Raw genomic sequence first — 15,961 nt, 5'->3', positions numbered from 1 at the left:
CTCCCAGGGGTTTTCGCGCGGATTGGTGCGACGGACTACGCGGTCCAGTCGAGGATGACCTTGCCGCCGCGGCCGCTCGCCGCGTCGGCGAAGGCCGCCTCGAAGTCGCGGTAGCCGTAGCGGCCGGTGATCACGGGGGCGAGGTCGAGTCCGCCTTCCAGGAGGACCGACATCGCGTACCAGGTCTCGAACATCTCACGGCCGTAGATGCCCTTGATGGTGATCATCGAGGTGACGATCCGGGCCCAGTCGACGGGGAACTCCTCGGCGGGCAGGCCGAGCACGGCGATACGGCCGCCGTGCGTCATGTTGGCGATCATGTCGCGCATGGCCTCGGGCCTGCCGGACATCTCCAGGCCGATGTCGAAGCCCTCGCGCAGCCCCAGCTCCCGCTGCCCGTCGGCGATCCCGGCCCGTGACACGTTCAGGGCGAGGCTCACGCCGATCTTGCGGGCGAGGTCGAGGCGCTCCTCGCTGACGTCGGTGATCACGACGTGGCGGGCGCCCGCGTGCCGGGCCACCGCGGCGGCCATGAGGCCGATCGGCCCCGCCCCGGTGATGAGGACGTCCTCGCCGACCAGCGGGAAGGAGAGGGCGGTGTGCACGGCGTTGCCGAACGGGTCGAAGATCGCGGCCACGTCGAGGTCGACGGGGACGCGGTGCACCCAGACGTTGCCCGCGGGCAGCGCGACGTACTCGGCGAACGCCCCGTCCCGGCCGACGCCGAGGCCGATCGTGGCCCGGCACAGGTGGCGCCGGCCGGCCTGGCAGTTGCGGCACTTGCCGCACACGAGGTGGCCCTCGCCGCTGACGCGGTCGCCCGTCTTGATGTCGGTGACGTCCCGGCCGGTCGCCACGACCTCGCCGACGAACTCGTGGCCGACCACGAGCGGGGTGGTGATCGCCTGCCGGGCCCAGCCGTCCCAGGCCCGGATGTGCAGATCGGTGCCGCAGATACCGGTCCGCAGGACCTTGATCAGTACGTCACCGGGTCCGACCGCGGGCTCCGGCACGTCCGTGAGCCACAGCCCGGGCTCCGCCTTCTCCTTGACCAGCGCCTTCAACGCTACGGCTCCTGTGCGTGAGGTCCCGGCCGCGGGGACGCCGAAGCGGTCCGCGGCCGGGGAGGGGGTGAAATCTCACAGCAATCTGCCGCACCCGGGCGCATCGGTCCATCGAGGATTTCTTAAGCGCCGCCACAGCTCGGCTTCACGCCCCCGGAACACCCGGCAGGGGACGGCTAGTCGAGGCGGGAGACCTGGTAGTGGGCGATGTGCCAGTCCTCGCCCGTCCGGGTGACGAGGACCGAGAGCTTCACGTCCAGCGGGGGCCGGTCCGTGAAGGAGAACTCGACCGCCAGGTAGCCGAGGACGACGCCGTCGGCGGGCCGCCGGGTCTCCAGGAGGCGGTACGCCGCCTTCATCCCGAGGGGCTGGGAGTCGTAGTACGCGGCGACGCCCTGCCGTCCGACGCTGTAGGGGCGCAGTCCCTGGAAGACGGCGTCCTCGGTGAACTGGGCCGCGACGCTCTCGGGTTGGTGTGCGTCGACGGCCGCCTTCCACCGGTCGAGCACCGCGCTCAGGACCGCCGTGTCCTCCGTCGTGCTGGTCATGTCCGCTCCTTCTTCTCCTAGGGGGTCCTCGGTGGGTCCTCTGTGAAAGACGGGCCGTGCCGTCAGTGTCCGGCGCTCATACCGCCGTCGACGTGCAGGATCTCGCCGGTGACGAACGGCGCGGTCTCCAGGTAGAGCACCGCGTCGACGATGTCGCCCACTTCACCCATCCGGCCGACCGGGTGCAGGGCGGCGAGGAACTCGTGGGTCTCCGCCGGGTGCATGGGGGTCTTGATGGTGCCGGGTGACACCGCGTTGACACGGATGCCACGGGTGGCGTACTCGATCGCGAGGGACTTGGTCGCGGACTGCAGGCCGCCCTTGGTCAGCGAGGCCAGGACGGAGGGGACCCGGGCGTCCGCGCTGTCGACGAGGCTGGTGGTGACGCAGACGATGTGCCCGCCGCCCTGGGCCAGCAGGTGCGGGACCGCCTGCTGGGTGAGGTGGAAGAAGCCGGCGACGTTGATGCCGGTCACGGCCGCGTAGTCGGCGGCGGTGTACTCGGTGAAGGGCTTCGCGACGAAGACGCCGGCGTTGTTGACCACGGTGTCGATCCGGCCGAACCGCTCGACGGCGGCGGCCACGACCCGCTCGGCGGTCGCCGGGTCCGCGATGTCGCCCTGGACGGTCAGGACGCCGGCGTCGTCGGCGGGGGCGATGGTGCGCGAGGTGGCGACGACCGCGTGGCCGAGCTTGCGGTAACCCTCGACGAGGGCGGCGCCGATGCCCTGCGAGGCACCGGTGACGATCGCGACCTTCTGCTGCTGCTGCGTGCTCATGCTGGCCTTCTCCGTAGTGGCTGACCGGTCACTAGCCGACCGGTCGACTATTGGGACCGTAGGCCGGGCCCGCCGGGCGCGCCAGGATCGGTTTCCTCCCGGCTGGGAGGCATGGCCTCCCAGCGCGGCTCAGCCGCGGAGGGCGTAGGGGTCGTCTGCGGGCAACCAGGCGTCCGGGGCGTGGATCCCGAGGTCGCCGACGCCGTCGCACAGGGCGTCGACGACGGCCAGGACACCGGCCCGGTCCTCGCTCGCGCGCCAGACCAGGGACCAGGTCCAGTACACCTTCGGGGTGACGATCTCGCGGCGGACCAGGTCGGGCGGGAGCGGAGCGGCCTGGCCCTTGGGCGAGTTGAGGACGGGCCGGGTGCAGCGCCGGACGTGGTCGAAGTAGGCGGGGCCGGTGACGGCCCCGTCGGAGATGCGCACCGGGCGGGCGCCGACGGCCCGCGTGAGCTCCTCGGCGTACGCGTTCCACGAGGCCCAGGAGGTGACGTCGTCGTCGATCAGGACGTCGGCGTCCTCGGCCGGCAGGTCGCTCGGGTCGGTGCCCTTGGCGACGGCGTACAGCCGGTCCGCGCCGATCAGCCGGGCCCGCAGCCCGTACCGTTCGAGGTCCTCGGTACGCACCCAGCAGACGGCCAGGTCCAGGCTGCCGTCGGCGACCCGTGCGGCCTGGGTGTGGGAGGGCGCGACCCACGCGTCCACATGGACCCGCGCCACCGCGGCCGTCCGCGAACCCAGGTCCGGCGGAAGCCAGTTGACGTAACCGAGCCGTACCGACTCGGAGCCCGAGAGGCGGCCCGCCCGGCGCCTGAGGTCGTCGGCCCGCGCCAGCAGGTCCCGGGTGTGCGGGAGCAGCGCGGCACCGGCGGGGGTGAGGGAGACCGAGCGGCGGTCCCGGTCGAACAGCCGGACGCCCAGGTCCCGTTCGAGCGCCTTGATCTGCTGCGAGAGGGACGGGCCGGCGATGAGCAGCCGCTCGGCGGCCCGGCCGAAGTTCAGCTCCTCGGCGACGGCGACGAAGTACCGCAGCTGGCGCAGTTCCACGCGCGTCATGCTACGCGCGCTGGAAGGCTGCGCCTCCCAGCAGTGAGCCGGCCGGTCGTGGCAGCGGTGCCGGCGGCGCCGCACGATGGAACCAACGACAACCTAGGGAGCACATCGTGCGCGAGTTCCTGGTCGAGATCACCACCGACATTCCCGAGGGCACGGGCCAGGACGAGGTCGGCCGGCGGCGGGCCGCGGAGGCCGTGCGGGCGCGGGAACTGGCCGCGACCGGTCACCTGGCCCGGTTGTGGCGCCCCGTGGGCGAGTTGCGCAGCATCGGCGTCTGGTGCGCCGCCGACGAGGCGGAACTCCACGAGAAGGTGCTCGGCACCCTGCCGCTGCGCCCGTGGATGACGGTCACCGTCACCCCGCTGGAGTCCCACCCCAACGACCCGGGCCGGGCCGAGGTCACCCGATGACTCTTGCCTCCGCGTCAGCCGCCGCGTCCGGCTCCGGCTCCGCCTCGGGTTCTCCCTGGGCGCATGTCGCCAGGGCCGCCGCGGCGCTCGCCGCGGGCATGGGCGTCGGCCGTTTCGTCTACACCCCGATCCTGCCCCTGATGCACGACCAGGCCGGCCTGTCCGCCGGAGCCGGGGCGAACCTGGCCACCGCCAACTACGCCGGCTACCTCGTCGGCGCGCTGGCCGGCACCCTGGCCCCGGCGCTGGTCCGGTCACGGGCCGTGCTGCGCGGCGCCCTGCTCCTGCTGACCGCCACGCTCGCCGCGATGCCCCTCACCCACAGCACGGCGGTGTGGGGCGCGCTGCGGCTGCTGGCCGGAGCCGCCAGCGCCCTGGTGTTCGTGATCGCCGTCGCCTCTGTGCTGCACCGTCTGCGGAACCACCCGGCGCACCTGCCCGGCTGGGCCTTCGGCGGGGTGGGCGCCGGCATCGCGCTGTCCGGACTGCTGGTCCTGGCCCTGCGGTCCGTCTCCGACTGGCGGGCGGCCTGGTGGGCGGCCGGCGCGCTCACCGCGGTGCTGGCCGCGGCCTCGTGGCGGCTGCGCCCCGAGGCCGCGCCGGCCGCCGGGGGATCCGGCGGCACCCGGCCCGGGATCCGCACCCACCGCTGGTTCGGCGCGCTCTTCGTCAGCTACTTCCTGGAGGGCGTCGGCTACATCGTCGCCGGTACCTTCCTGGTCGCGGCGATCGGCCAGGGCTCCCCCGGCTGGGTGGCCAGCGGCGCCTGGGTGCTGGTGGGGCTGGCCGCCGTGCCGTCCTCGGCGCTGTGGGCCCGGCTCGGGCACCACTGGTCCCGCCCCGGCCTGCTGCTGACCGCGCTCACGATCCAGGCGGCCGGCATCGCACTGCCCGCGCTGACCGGGAGTACGGCCGCCGCCCTCGGCTCGGCCGTGCTGTTCGGCGCCACGTTCCTGGGCGTGAGCACCCTCGCCCTGGCCACGGGCGCGCACCTGCGCTTCCCACGCTCCGTCGCCCTGCTGACCGCCGGGTACTCCGCCGGCCAGATCCTCGGCCCACTGCTCGTCGCCCCGCTGCTGCGCCACGGCTACCACCCGGCCCTGCTCCTGGCCGCCCTGGTCGTCCTCACGGCCGCCGTCGCCGCCGCCGTGCTGCGCATCGGCTTCCCGCACCACATGGGTGCGGACCACACAGTGCCGGTACGGCACCCGCAACCGGCGGAGGCCGCCCGCTCCTAGGCCCCTCCCGGGCCCGTTCCTAGACTCCGGCCCCCGTGCCCTGCGCCGCTGTGACGCCGAGCAGGGCCCGGCAGTTGTCCCAGAGCGGGCTCAGCCGGCCGGTGCTGTTGTACAGCTTGGCGAACATCACCTGGCCCTCCAGCTGGGCCACCACCGCGCGCGCCGCCTCCCGGGTGTCGGTCACGTTCACCTCGCCAAGCTCCCGGGCCTCGGCGACGACCGACTCCACCATGCCGACCTGGGCGTCGAAGATCTCCTGCAGCCGTCCGCGGACCGCCTCGGTCTGGTTGCTCAGCTCCAGCGCCAGGTTCCCGAACAGGCAGCCCGCCACGGTCCCGCAGCCCCGCTGGCCGGCGAGCTGACCCGCCTCGGTCTCCTCGAACAGCCGCCGCAGCCGCCGCAGCGGCTCCGCGTCGCCGGTCAGGGCCCGGGTCCAGTCGCGCTGCTGCGCCGCCCAGTGCTCGTCGACGACGGCGAGCGCGAGAGCCTCCTTGGACTCGAAGAAGTAGTAGAAGCTGCCCTTCGGCACCTCGGCGGCCTTGCAGATCTCGGCCACGCCGAGCGCCGCGTAGCCGCGCCCTTCGATCAGCGAGCGAGCGGCGTCGAGGATCTTCCGCCTGGCGTCACTGGTACGTCCCATACCACCAGGGTACGGGGGTACTAGACCGGTCGGCTAGCAACGGGCTCGTTCCCGTGCTGTTCCGCCGTCACAGCAGCGGCAGACCGTCCGCCTCGCGCCGCTCGATGCGGGCCACCAGCTCCGCCGCCGACGACTTGATGGTCTCCAGACCGGGCCGGCCCCAGGGCCGCGGCTCCACGTCGACCACGCACACCGTGCCGAGCACCGTCCCCGTGCTGTCGATCAGCGGCGCGCCCAGATAGGAACGGATGCCGAACTCGTCGACGACCGCGTTGCCCGCGAACCGCGGGTAGTCGCAGACGTCCTCCAGGACCAGCGCCTTGCGCCGGACCACCACATGGGGGCAGAAACCGTGGTCGCGGGGCAGCTCACGGCCCAGTACCGGGGTGCTGCCGTCCGGCCGTACCACGGGCGGTGCCACGTCCGGCAGGTGCAGGCCCGCGAAGAACTGACGGTTCACGTCGATGAAGTTGACCATGGCGTACGGCGCTCCGGTGACCCCGGCGAGTCGGTCCGCGTAGGCGTCGAGGGCGGGGTCCGGGTCTTCGCCCAGGCGCAGTTGGCCGAGGCGCCGGGTGCGTTCGGGGGCCTCCTTGTCCTCCGGCGTGAGCAGCAGCCGGCCGGCCGGGCGCGACGGGTCGTACCTCATGCGCGGGCTCCGTCGCAGTGGACGCGGGTCATATACGGGCTCCGTGAGGGGTGTATGGGGTTCACCTGTGGGCGCCGCGGCTCGGCGCGGAGACCGGAGCGTGGGCGATGAGATGGCGGACGAGGGTGAGCAGGGTCTGCACCCCGGAGCTGGAGATCCGGGCGTCGCAGCGCACCACCGGGACCTCCGGGTCGAGGTCGATGGCGGCGCGCACCTCCTCGGGGTCGTAGCGGTAGGAGCCGTCGAACTCGTTGATGGCGACGATGAAGCCCAGGCCGCGCTCCTCGAAGAAGTCGACGGCCGCGAAACAGTCCTCCAGGCGCCGGGTGTCGGCGAGGATGACCGCGCCGAGCGCACCTTCGGACAGTTCGTCCCACATGAACCAGAACCGCTCCTGTCCGGGCGTGCCGAACAGGTAGAGCACGTGCTCCGGGTCCAGGGTGATGCGGCCGAAGTCCATGGCCACGGTCGTCTCGACCTTGTTCTCGATCCCGTCGAGACTGTCGGTCGCGGCGCTGACCGTGGTGAGGAGTTCCTCCGTGGACAGCGGCGCGATCTCGCTGACCGCACCCACGAAGGTGGTCTTGCCGACCCCGAACCCACCGGCCACCAGGATTTTCAGTGCGGTGGGGAAGGGATCAGAGCTGTCGTCGTAGTCCATCGAGCACTGCCTCCAGGAGGGACCGGTCAGTGGGGTTGTGGTGGAACACGGGGGGCTTGGCGGTCAGCGCCCCGCAGTCGACGAGGTCGGAGAGCAGCACCTTGGTGACCACGGCGGGCAGTTTGAGGTGCGCGGCGACCTCGGCGACCGAGACGGGGGCGCGGCACAGGTCGAGGGCCTGTGCGTGTTCGGGACCGAGGTAGCCGAGAGGCGTGGACCCGGTGGCCATCACCTGCGACATGAGGTCGAGGGCGATGCTGGGCTCGGTCCGGCCGTTGCTGACCGTGAACGGGCGCACGAGGCGTCCGGCCGCGTCGTCGAGCCAGGGCCCGTCGCCGGCTGCCGCCACCCTCAAGGCCTCATCGCCGGGGATTCGACGGCGTGCTGCCGGGGCGCGGTGACGAGGTACGGGCGAACGCTCTTGACCAGCATCGCCATCTCGTAGCCGAGGACCGCGGCATCGGCCTCCCGGCCCGCCAGCACGGCGAGGCAGGTGCCGGAGCCGGCGGTGGTGACGAACAGCAGCGTCGAGTCGAGTTCGACGACGACCTGTCGGACGTCCCCGCCGTCGCCGAACCGGATGCCCGCGCTGCGGCCGAGCGAGTACAGGCCGGAGGCGAGCGCTGCCATGTGGTCGGCGCTGTCCGGGTCCAGGCCGTGCACGGACTTCACCAGCCCGTCGCAGGACAGGAGCACCGCGCTGGTGGTGTGCGGCACCCGCTGCACCAGGCCGCTCATCAGCCAGTCGAGGTCGGATACCTGGGCGGTCGGCGCATCGCTCGCCATGGTGGATCGACTCCTTGGGGTACGAAGACCAGCGGGAGCGCTGGGGGTGGGGGTGGGGGTGGGGGTGGGGGCGGGGGTGGAAAGAGTGCTGGTCATCCGGCAGGTGCGCTCCCGTCGGGCCGGGAGGTGAATTCGGAGGTGTGCACCGGACGCAGGGCCTGGGAGTACGACTGGGGCCGCGATGCCGGCTGGCTCTCGGCGGAGTCCCGGTGGGGCCGGGTGATGTGTGCGGGGGCCATGTGGTCCGTGGACGGGTGGCTTGTGGCCATGTGATTCGAGGCCGTGTAGTCCGAGGCCGTGTGATTCGAGGCCGTGTAGTCCGAGGCCGTGTGATTCGAGGCCGTGTGGTCCGAGGCCGTGTGGCCTGGGTCCATGTGGCCTGGGGCCAGGGAGTCCGCCGCCATCGGGTCTGGCGCCATGTGTGCCGTCTCTACGTGTGCCGCGTCCATGTGCGTGGCATGCGACGTGTTGGGCGGTCGGTCACCGGATGCGTCGTGGGCGGCCATGTCGGCGAAGCCCATGATGGTGAAGCCGTCATGGGGCGACCCGCCATGTGTCCCGCCCACCGGCGCGGCGGCGTTCGGCTCCGTCTCGGTGGCCTCCAGGTGCTGCTGGGCCTCGGCGAGGCCGATGCCGCGCTGGAAGGCGGCCATCAGGCCGGGGTCGTGTCCGGCCGGGTTCTCGTTCTCCGGGCGGGGTGCCGGGCCGCCGCGCAGCTGGGGAACGATGTGCTCCTGGGCGCGGCGGCGCGGCAGTTGGGGTTTGCCCATCGTGCCCCGCACGGCGCCGACCCGCGGTACCGGCGGGGCACCCGCGTGCTCGGCGACCGCCGGCCGGTCCTCGGGGCGGATGCCGGGCAGCGCCTCGGCGGGGTTCGGGCGGGTCTCCTGGGCACCGCGCACCGGCAGCGGCGCGGGCGTGCTGTCCTGCTGCGCGTGCCGGCGCCGCCCGGCGGTGGCGGGACTCTGCTGCTGTCCGGGGCCTCGGCCGGCCGGCGGACCGACCGCGGCGGCCCTGCTTCGGGCGCCCGTGTCCGGTCCGGCGGTGCCACGGACGCCTGAAGGCACTCCGGTGCCGTCGGACGGCCGGGCTCCCCCGGTGCCGGGCGCACCGGTCTGCGCCCCCGGCGCGCCGCCCCCGTTCGCCGTGCCGAGCGGCTGCGGAACCGAACCAGGTACGCCTGGTACGCCCGGTGCCGTGCCCAGCAGGCCCTGCGGTACGACCAGGACGGCCTGGACGCCGCCGTAGATGTTGGTCTGGAGGCGGACGTTGATGCCGTGCCGGCGGGCGAGCTGGGAGACGACGAAGAGGCCGATGCGGCCGTCGGCCAGCAGGCTGGCGACGTTGACCTGGTCGGGGTCGGCGAGCAGGGCGTTCATCTTGGACTGTTCGCCGACCGGCATGCCGAGTCCGCGGTCCTCGACCTCGACCGCGAGGCCGGAGGTGACGAGGTTGGCGCGGAGCAGCACCTGGGTGTGCGGGGCGGAGAACACCGTGGCGTTCTCGACGAGTTCGGCGAGGAGGTGGATGACGTCGGCGACGGCGTGCCCGCGCAGTTCGCCGTCGATCGGCGGGACGAGCTTGACCCGGGAGTACTGCTCGACCTCGGCGATGGCGGAACGCAGCACCTCCGTCATGGAGACGGGGTTGCTCCACTGCCGCCGGGACACGGCGCCGCCGAGGACGGCGAGGTTCTCGGCGTGCCGCCGGATCCGGGTGGCGAGGTGGTCGACGTGGAAGAGGCCCTTGAGGAGGTCCGGGTCCTCGATCTCGTTCTCCAGTTCGTCGAGGATCGAGATCTCCCGGTGCACGAGGGACTGAAGCCGCCTCGCCAGGTTGACGAACACCTCCAGCTTCTGTTCGCTGCCGGCCTGACTGGAGAGCTGGGCCGCCTGGACGACGGCGGTGACGGCGCCGTCGTGCGCGCGGGACAGGTCGGCGGCGAGCAGCTCGAAGTCGTCCGCGTCCTCGGGCGGACCCCCGCGCGGCTTGCGCTGGGGCGGGGTCTCGCCGCGGCGCAGCGCGTCGACGAGGGCGAGCAGATCGGCCTCGCCGCGGGCGGCGTTGCGGCGCAGGACGGCGACGCGGTCGCTGACCGAGCGGGCGGCGCGGCCCGCGGCCACGGCGGCGATCACGATGCCCGCGGCCGTCACCGAGACCGCTCCGGTGAGCACGGCCAGCAGGGTGAGGCTGGGCCGGGCGCCGGTGGAGCGGACGGTGAACAGGACGGCAGCGCAGCCGCTGAGTGCCACCGCGACCGGTGGCAGTACCGCCAGCCGCATCAGCTGAGGCCGTATGTGGGTCTCGGGCAGCGCGGGAACGGGTCTGGCGACCGGTCGTCCGTGCCGGCCGCCCTCACGGCGGTCGGCGCGGGCGGCCGGTGCACGGAGGTGAGACATCTGCGTCCTCGTACTGGTCCGTCGGGCCTGGTCTCTCGCGCGGGGCGCGCGAGTCGGGCATGCGCCATCGCGGTGCCGGGCGAGGGGACCGCAAAAGAATTCGGCCCCGTGTCGTCCGACGGACACTCACAGTAGTCGCCGACGCATCATGTGCGGTGGGCAGTTGACAAAGTCCCCCGGAGATGGTCCCGCTCTGGTATGAGCCGTCGTACGAAAGACCGATAACCCCGTCGGCGCCTCACCCCCGAACAGTCACTCACCGATCCGACCTGCTCAGAAACGGTCACACGCAGAAGACGCGAGCCTGGACCTCCGGCATTCCGCTTCACTCGCCTCCCCTCCGCCCGCAGGCCCGCGGTCGCCCCCCAGGTCGGCCGTGGGGCCGCCCACGCTCCTCCCAGCACCCCCCAGAGCGTCACCCACGGTGACCGTTCTGGCTCCGGCGGTCCTCCGGCGGGGCGCGGGGCGGGCCGTCGTGGGCGCCGACGCCCGTCACGGCGTCGGCCGCGGCCCGCGCCAGGTCCGGGCGGCTCGGGACCTTGTCCGATGCGTCCGGCGTGGCGGTTCCAACCGAGCACTTCCGAATCCGACCCGACGCGGACGGCGGAGTGGAGGGGCACCGGGAGCGGCCTCCTCCAGGAGGGGCCGGAGGGCCTCGGTGCAGAAGCGCCGGGAGAGTTCAAGTCCCGGTAAGTAAGCGGGACTTGGCATATGCGCATGGCTCATGGCTCATGGCTCATGGCTCATGGCTCATGGCTCATGGCTCATGGCTCATGGCGGTGCCCCTGCCCACGTTGCGCAGGGGCATGCACGTCACTTCCACGGCACCGCCACAGCGGTGCCGGAGTCACAGGTGCTTCGTCACATTCCGCGCCGGTGGACCGTCGTCACCGTTCGCCCGCGAGGCCGAGGTCCTCCTGCCCGGGGGCGCCCTCGGTCCGCTTCTCGCGCTGCCACGGCCGGGCGATCGGCGCCGAGACCGTACGCCACCAGGGGTCCGCGGGCAGCTTCCCGGACGGTTCGAAGGGTTCGCCGGGACGCGGCAGCGCGACCGCCTGGCCCGCCTCGTCACCGGCGTCCTTGGTCCACTCCCCCGGCTCGGCCCAGGCGTGCGGGGCGAGGTTGAAGGTGCCCCAGTGGATCGGCAGCAGCACGCCGTGCGGCTGACCGCCCTGGAGGTCGAGGTGGGCGCGCACGCCCTCCTCGGGCGTCATGTGTATGTCGGGCCAGAACTCGCTGTACGCACCGATCTGGATCATCGTCACGTCGAAAGGACCGTGGTCGGCGCCGATGTCCTTGAAACCGTCGAAGTAGCCGGTGTCGCCGCTGTGGTAGATCCGGTGCTCCTCGCCGGCGACGGTCCAGGACGCCCACAGGGTGTGCTGGGTGTTGCGCAGCCCCCGGCCGCAGAAGTGCCGGGCCGGGGTGGCGGTCAGGGTGAGCCCGCCGACCTTGGTCTCCTCGTGCCAGTCCAGCTCGCGCAGCCGGCCGGCGGGTACACCCCACTGTTCGAGGTGGGCGCCGACGCCGAGCGGTACGGCGAACACGGTGTCCGTGCCGGCCAGCGCCTTGATGGTGGGCAGGTCGAGGTGGTCGTAGTGGTCGTGGGAGATGACCACGACGTCGACCGGGCCGAGCGCGGCGAGCGGCAGCGGCACCGGGTGCAGCCGCCTGGGCCCGGCGAACGGGAACGGGGAGCAGCGCTCGCCCCAGACGGGGTCGAACAGGACGCGGTGTCCGTCGATCTCCGCAAGGACGCTGGAGTGGCCCATCCAGGTCACCCGCAGGCCGGTGGCGGGGGGTGCGGCGAGGTCGGCGACGGTGGTGGGGTGCACCGGGACGGTGCCACGGGGAGCTCGGCGAGCGCGCTGCTCCTTCTCGAAGTACGTCTTCGCGAACTCCACCATCGAGCCCGAGGGACGCATCCGGGTGGTGCCGCCGGGGTTCTGGAAGACGCCGTCCTTGAAGTGCGGGGAGCGCTGGATGCGGGCCATGCGCTCGCCGCCGGGGTCCGCGCCGAAGGCCGCGGGCCGCAGCACGCGGAGCCCGGAGCTCAGGGAACGCAAACCGGTCACGGTACCTCCAGAGGTGTCGCCGAGGTCCCCATTATGGTCGGCCCTTGCGGCAGTGGGCGTTGACACCGCCCCACCCGCCTCCCGATACTGACCCACTGTTCAGTAACACTGTTCCTTCACACCGCTCCCGAGGAGCTTCCGTGACCGCTCCCCTGATGTCCCTCGTCTGGACCGACCACGTCACCGGCCGCCGGGGCTTCCTGGTCGTCGACCGGCTGGTGCGGGGCGTGGCCAGCGGCGGTCTGCGGATGCGGCCCGGCTGCACCCTGGAGGAGGTGACCGGGCTCGCGCGCGGCATGACGATGAAGGAGGCCCTGCACTACAACCCCGAGGGCCGCTACATCCCGCTGGGCGGCGCCAAGGGCGGCATCGACTGCGATCCGCAGGACCCGGGGGCGTACGCCCTGCTGGTCCGCTACCTGCGCGCCATGCGGCCGTACGTGGAGAGTTTCTGGACCACCGGCGAGGACCTGGGGCTCACCCAGGACCTGGTGGACCGGGCGGCGGCCGAGGCGGGGCTGGTCTCCTCGGTCCAGGCCGTGTACCCGCTGCTGGACGACGAGGCGGCGGCCCGGCGGCGGCTGGCGGACGCCTTCGCCGTCGAGGTGGACGGGATCGGCCTCGACGAGCTGGCCGGCGGCTGCGGGGTCGCCGAGTCGGCGCTGGCGGCGCTGGACCGGGCCGGGGTGCCCTACGCGGGGACGCGGGTCGCCGTGCAGGGGCTCGGCACGATGGGCGGGGCCACGGCGCGGTTCCTCGCCCGCGCGGGGCTCACGGTCGTGGCCGTCGCCGACGTCAAGGGGACGATCGCCAACCCGGCGGGTCTCGACGTCGAGGCGCTGCTGCGCGCGCGGGACGCGTACGGCACCGTCGACCGCGCGGTGCTGCGCCCCGGTGACCTGGAACTGCCGGGTGACGCGTGGCTGTCCGCGGACGCGGAGGTGCTGGTGCCGGCGGCGGTGTCGTACGTGGTCGACGCGGACAACGAGCACGTGATCGCCGCGCGCTGGATCGTGGAGGCGGCCAACATGCCCGTGCTCCCCGAGGCGGAGGAGCGGCTCACCGCGCGCGGGGTGACGGTGCTGCCGGACGTGGTGGTCAACTCGGGCACCAACGCCTGGTGGTGGTGGACCCTGTTCGGCGACATCGGTCCCGACGCCGACGAGGCGTTCGCCCACATCCGCCGCTCGATGCGGGCCCTGGTGGAGCTGATGCTGGACCGCGCGGCGGCCGACGGCACGACACCGCGGGCCGCGGCCCACGCCCTGGTGGCCGACCGGCTGCCGGTGATCGCGGAGCGGTTCGGCTGGTACCGGTGACGCGGCACGTCCTCAGCGGCGCCCGAGCGCAGCGGCGAGCAGCAGCGCGCCGGTGGCCGTGAGGCTGGTGGCCTGCCAGCCGAGCGTGTCGAGCAGGGGTGCGGCGACGGCCGTGCCCAGGGCGCCGACCGAGAAGTACACCACCAGGTAGACGCTGCTCAGGCTGCCCGAGCGGGCGGGGTCGAGGGCGATCACGCGGCTCTGGTTGGCGGCCTGCGCGGCGAAGCAGCCGGCGTCGAAGAGGGCGAGGCCGAGGGCCGTGCGCCAGGGGGCGTCCAGGCCCGTGGCCAGCAGGGCGGTACCGGCTGCGGCGGCGGCCATGGAGACGCCGATGACCGTGCGCGGGCCGTACCGGTCGGTGAGGCGGCCGGTGTACGGGAGCGCGGCGAAGCCGAGCAGCCCGGCCAGGCTGTAGAGGCCGATGGCGGCCGGGCCGAGCGAGTGCGGCGGCCGGGCCAGGGCCAGGGTGAGGGCGATCCAGCAGAGGTTGAAGGCGAAGTACCAGAGCGCTCCGGTGGCCACCGCGCGGCGCAGTCCCGGCCGGCGCAGGAGCACCGGCGCAGGAGCAGCGGCGGGAGGGCGGCCAGGGTGGCACGGTAGCCGCGGGAGGCGGGCGGGCGCTGCCCGGGCAGGAGCGTCGCGGCGGCGAGCGCGCCGAGCAGGGCGAGGGCGGCGAAGACGAGGAGCATCCGGCGCCAGCCGAAGGCGTCGGTGAGGGCGCCGCCCGCGAGCCGGCTGAGCAGGATGCCGGCCGACATGCCGGCGGCGACGAGGGCGACGCCGGTTCCGCCGCGGCCCGGCCGGGCATGGCGGCCGGCGATGTTGCCGGCCTGGGCGGCCACGCTCGCGGCGGCTCCGACGAGCAGATAGGCGGCCAGCAGCACGGACGCGTGGTGCGCGGTGGCGGCGAGCGCCAGGGCGGCGGCCAGGGCGGTGAGCTGTGCGGCGACCAGGCGGTTCGGGGCGAGGTGGTCGGTGAGCGGGAGCAGCAGGGCGAAGCCGGTCGTGCAGCCGGCGAGCGCGGCGGTGGGCACCAGGCCGATCGTGGAGAGCGGCACGTCCAGGTCGGTGGCGACCGCGGTGAGCGCGGGCTGCACGGCGTAGTTGTTCGCGATCGCCGTCCCGGCCGTGACGGCCAGCAGAAACGTGCCGCCGCGGGGCAGCGGCGGGCTCACGGCCGCGCGTCGCGGGTGAGGACGACGGCGTAACGGCATTCGGCGTCGGTGGTGTTGGCGAAGACGCGCTCGGCCGGTGCGCCGAGTTCGACGGTGTCGCCGGCCCCGAGTTCGTGGACCGTGTCGCCGTCGTGGAAGGTGAGCCGGCCGTCGAGGACCCAGACCAGCTGCCGTACGAAGGCGAAGGCCGCGGCCGGGTAGGGCACCCGGGCTCCGGCGGGCAGCCGGATCTCGGCGATCTCCGCCGGGAAGCGCGGGCCGGTGATCTGGCGGCGCCGGTAGCCGGTGCCGGGGTCGCGCCACTCGGCGGCGTCGGCCGCGCGCCGTACTCCCTGGGTGTCGGCCACGGACTCCTGCGCGCCTTGCGCGCCTTCGGCGAGGGACAGCAGCGAGGCGACGCCGATCTGGAAGGCGGCGGACAGCTTGCCGAGGACGACCGCGGTGGGGCTGCTCTCGCCGCGCTCGATCCGGCTGATCATCGCCGGGGAGACGCCGGAGGCGTCCGCGAGCTGCGCCAGCGTCCAGCGGCGGCGCTCCCGCTCGGTGCGGACCCGTGCGGCGATCTGCCGCACCAAGGGGTCGGCCGAGGGTTCTACTATGTTGGACATGAATCCAATATACGAGAGAGGCCTGGTGGTGGTGCGCCCGGCCCGGCCCGCCGACGAGGAGGCCGTCCGCGCGATCCGCAACCACGCGATCGAGCACTCGACGGCGCTGTGGACCGAGACCCCGCAGTCCCCCGCGGAGGGCGCGGCCTGGTTCGCGGCCCATCTGGAACGCGGCTCGGCGCTCGTGGCCGAGCCGGCCGACGCGCCGGGCGAGGTGGCCGGGTTCGCGGTCTACGGCCCGTGGCGCGCCCTGGACGGCTACCGGCACACGGTGGAGAACTCCGTGTACGTCCGTGAGGGCAGCCACGGGCTCGGCATCGGCTCCGCCCTGCTCGGCCCGCTCATCGCCTCGGCGCGCGAGGCCGGCCACCATGTGATGATCGCCGGCATCGAGGCCGGGAACGCCGCGTCGGTCCGGCTGCACGACCGGTTCGGCTTCGAGCACGTCGGCACGGTCCGGGAGGTGGGCACCAAGTTCGGCCGCTGGCTGGACCTGACGATCATGCGGCTGCCGCTGGCCTGAGACGGCAACGCGGGTGGCGGGACGACCG

Annotated in this window: 17 protein-coding genes and 1 pseudogene; 4 read left to right on the top strand and 14 right to left on the bottom strand. The window is 73.4% G+C overall.

The genetic code is table 11. The features are described 5' to 3' along the window. Window positions 1–35 precede the first annotated feature (35 nt). The 4 genes from tdh to ACFY0K_RS24485 all read right to left on the bottom strand — a co-directional run bounded on the left by tdh (window position 36) and on the right by ACFY0K_RS24485 (window position 3,450). Window positions 36–1,064, bottom strand: a complete 1,029-nt coding sequence (gene tdh / locus ACFY0K_RS24500) for an L-threonine 3-dehydrogenase (protein WP_351955966.1) — start codon at window positions 1,062–1,064, stop codon at window positions 36–38. A 176-nt stretch (window positions 1,065–1,240) separates the two neighbouring features. After that, the gene (locus tag ACFY0K_RS24495; RefSeq protein ID WP_390641651.1) at window positions 1,241–1,612 is read right to left on the bottom strand and encodes a YybH family protein; all 372 of its coding nucleotides are present in this window, start codon (window positions 1,610–1,612) and stop codon (window positions 1,241–1,243) included. A 62-nt stretch (window positions 1,613–1,674) separates the two neighbouring features. Then, a complete protein-coding gene (locus ACFY0K_RS24490) occupies window positions 1,675–2,391 on the bottom strand; it encodes an SDR family NAD(P)-dependent oxidoreductase (RefSeq protein WP_390641650.1) in 717 nt (238 codons plus the stop codon). A 129-nt stretch (window positions 2,392–2,520) separates the two neighbouring features. Then, window positions 2,521–3,450, bottom strand: a complete 930-nt coding sequence (locus tag ACFY0K_RS24485) for a LysR family transcriptional regulator (protein WP_390641649.1) — start codon at window positions 3,448–3,450, stop codon at window positions 2,521–2,523. Window positions 3,451–3,557: 107 nt separating this feature from the next. Between ACFY0K_RS24485 and ACFY0K_RS24480 the strand changes: the two genes are divergently transcribed. Together ACFY0K_RS24480 and ACFY0K_RS24475 are read left to right on the top strand one after the other, a co-directional pair. Next, window positions 3,558–3,860: a muconolactone Delta-isomerase family protein gene (locus ACFY0K_RS24480; protein ID WP_390641648.1), complete on the top strand. Its 303-nt coding sequence runs from the start codon at window positions 3,558–3,560 to the stop codon at window positions 3,858–3,860. 98 nt (window positions 3,861–3,958) lie between these two features. Then, window positions 3,959–5,098: a YbfB/YjiJ family MFS transporter gene (locus ACFY0K_RS24475; protein WP_390641750.1), complete on the top strand. Its 1,140-nt coding sequence runs from the start codon at window positions 3,959–3,961 to the stop codon at window positions 5,096–5,098. Window positions 5,099–5,117: 19 nt separating this feature from the next. On the opposite strand, the gene ACFY0K_RS24470 is transcribed toward ACFY0K_RS24475, so the two are convergent. The 7 genes from ACFY0K_RS24470 to ACFY0K_RS24440 form a co-directional block, all read right to left on the bottom strand. After that, on the bottom strand, window positions 5,118–5,738 hold the full coding sequence (locus ACFY0K_RS24470) for a TetR/AcrR family transcriptional regulator (protein ID WP_390641647.1): 621 nt from the start codon (window positions 5,736–5,738) through the stop codon (window positions 5,118–5,120). 67 nt (window positions 5,739–5,805) lie between these two features. Beyond that, window positions 5,806–6,387: a GAF domain-containing protein gene (locus ACFY0K_RS24465; RefSeq protein WP_351955960.1), complete on the bottom strand. Its 582-nt coding sequence runs from the start codon at window positions 6,385–6,387 to the stop codon at window positions 5,806–5,808. Between the two features lie 61 nt (window positions 6,388–6,448). Continuing rightward, window positions 6,449–7,048, bottom strand: a complete 600-nt coding sequence (locus tag ACFY0K_RS24460; RefSeq protein WP_351955959.1) for an ATP/GTP-binding protein — start codon at window positions 7,046–7,048, stop codon at window positions 6,449–6,451. Further along, window positions 7,026–7,397 (bottom strand): DUF742 domain-containing protein, encoded by a 372-nt coding sequence (locus ACFY0K_RS24455; RefSeq protein WP_351714358.1) that lies wholly within the window; start codon window positions 7,395–7,397, stop codon window positions 7,026–7,028. The genes ACFY0K_RS24460 and ACFY0K_RS24455 overlap by 23 nt, the downstream gene beginning before the upstream one ends. Window positions 7,398–7,399: 2 nt before the next feature. Beyond that, entirely contained in the window at window positions 7,400–7,834 is a 435-nt protein-coding gene (locus tag ACFY0K_RS24450) for a roadblock/LC7 domain-containing protein (protein WP_390641646.1), read from the bottom strand. 92 nt (window positions 7,835–7,926) lie between these two features. Beyond that, window positions 7,927–10,233, bottom strand: coding sequence for an ATP-binding protein (locus ACFY0K_RS24445; protein ID WP_390641645.1), 2,307 nt, complete (start codon window positions 10,231–10,233; stop codon window positions 7,927–7,929). A gap of 887 nt (window positions 10,234–11,120) precedes the next feature. Beyond that, window positions 11,121–12,308, bottom strand: coding sequence for an MBL fold metallo-hydrolase (locus tag ACFY0K_RS24440; protein ID WP_390641644.1), 1,188 nt, complete (start codon window positions 12,306–12,308; stop codon window positions 11,121–11,123). 140 nt (window positions 12,309–12,448) lie between these two features. Between ACFY0K_RS24440 and ACFY0K_RS24435 the strand changes: the two genes are divergently transcribed. Further along, window positions 12,449–13,627, top strand: coding sequence for a Glu/Leu/Phe/Val dehydrogenase dimerization domain-containing protein (locus ACFY0K_RS24435; protein WP_390641643.1), 1,179 nt, complete (start codon window positions 12,449–12,451; stop codon window positions 13,625–13,627). 12 nt (window positions 13,628–13,639) lie between these two features. On the opposite strand, the gene ACFY0K_RS24430 is transcribed toward ACFY0K_RS24435, so the two are convergent. From ACFY0K_RS24430 to ACFY0K_RS24420, 3 genes and pseudogenes are all read right to left on the bottom strand, one after another. After that, complete coding sequence (locus ACFY0K_RS24430; protein WP_390641755.1) at window positions 13,640–14,182, bottom strand: MFS transporter; 543 nt, start codon at window positions 14,180–14,182, stop codon at window positions 13,640–13,642. 101 nt (window positions 14,183–14,283) lie between these two features. Continuing rightward, a pseudogene (locus ACFY0K_RS24425) lies at window positions 14,284–14,841 on the bottom strand (MFS transporter); the annotation flags it as partial. Further along, window positions 14,799–15,410, bottom strand: coding sequence for a helix-turn-helix domain-containing protein (locus tag ACFY0K_RS24420; RefSeq protein ID WP_390641642.1), 612 nt, complete (start codon window positions 15,408–15,410; stop codon window positions 14,799–14,801). The pseudogene ACFY0K_RS24425 and the gene ACFY0K_RS24420, both read right to left, overlap by 43 nt. Here ACFY0K_RS24420 and ACFY0K_RS24415 point away from each other — a divergent pair. Continuing rightward, complete coding sequence (locus ACFY0K_RS24415) at window positions 15,409–15,933, top strand: GNAT family N-acetyltransferase (protein WP_382726528.1); 525 nt, start codon at window positions 15,409–15,411, stop codon at window positions 15,931–15,933. The two genes, ACFY0K_RS24420 and ACFY0K_RS24415, sit on opposite strands and share 2 nt — an antisense overlap. Window positions 15,934–15,961: the final 28 nt, after the last annotated feature.

The organism is Streptomyces sp. NPDC001507, assembly GCF_042894765.1.
Taxonomy (GTDB): Bacteria; Actinomycetota; Actinomycetes; order Streptomycetales; family Streptomycetaceae; genus Streptomyces.
Note: the sequence above shows the minus strand (reverse complement) of the source record. Positions and strands in the feature narration are given on the sequence as shown.

Bases quoted from the DNA above. Each gene is read 5' to 3' on its own strand.
- ACFY0K_RS24475 (WP_390641750.1), top strand. From the start codon at position 3,959: ATGGGCGTCGGCCGTTTCGTCTACACCCCGATCCTGCCCCTGATGCAC.
- ACFY0K_RS24450 (WP_390641646.1), bottom strand. From the start codon at position 7,834: ATGGCGAGCGATGCGCCGACCGCCCAGGTATCCGACCTCGACTGGCTG.
- ACFY0K_RS24445 (WP_390641645.1), bottom strand. From the start codon at position 10,233: ATGTCTCACCTCCGTGCACCGGCCGCCCGCGCCGACCGCCGTGAGGGC.
- ACFY0K_RS24420 (WP_390641642.1), bottom strand. From the start codon at position 15,410: ATGTCCAACATAGTAGAACCCTCGGCCGACCCCTTGGTGCGGCAGATC.
- ACFY0K_RS24460 (WP_351955959.1), bottom strand. From the start codon at position 7,048: ATGGACTACGACGACAGCTCTGATCCCTTCCCCACCGCACTGAAAATC.
- ACFY0K_RS24490 (WP_390641650.1), bottom strand. From the start codon at position 2,391: ATGAGCACGCAGCAGCAGCAGAAGGTCGCGATCGTCACCGGTGCCTCG.
- ACFY0K_RS24485 (WP_390641649.1), bottom strand. From the start codon at position 3,450: ATGACGCGCGTGGAACTGCGCCAGCTGCGGTACTTCGTCGCCGTCGCC.
- ACFY0K_RS24415 (WP_382726528.1), top strand. From the start codon at position 15,409: ATGAATCCAATATACGAGAGAGGCCTGGTGGTGGTGCGCCCGGCCCGG.
- ACFY0K_RS24495 (WP_390641651.1), bottom strand. From the start codon at position 1,612: ATGACCAGCACGACGGAGGACACGGCGGTCCTGAGCGCGGTGCTCGAC.
- ACFY0K_RS24465 (WP_351955960.1), bottom strand. From the start codon at position 6,387: ATGAGGTACGACCCGTCGCGCCCGGCCGGCCGGCTGCTGCTCACGCCG.
- ACFY0K_RS24470 (WP_390641647.1), bottom strand. From the start codon at position 5,738: ATGGGACGTACCAGTGACGCCAGGCGGAAGATCCTCGACGCCGCTCGC.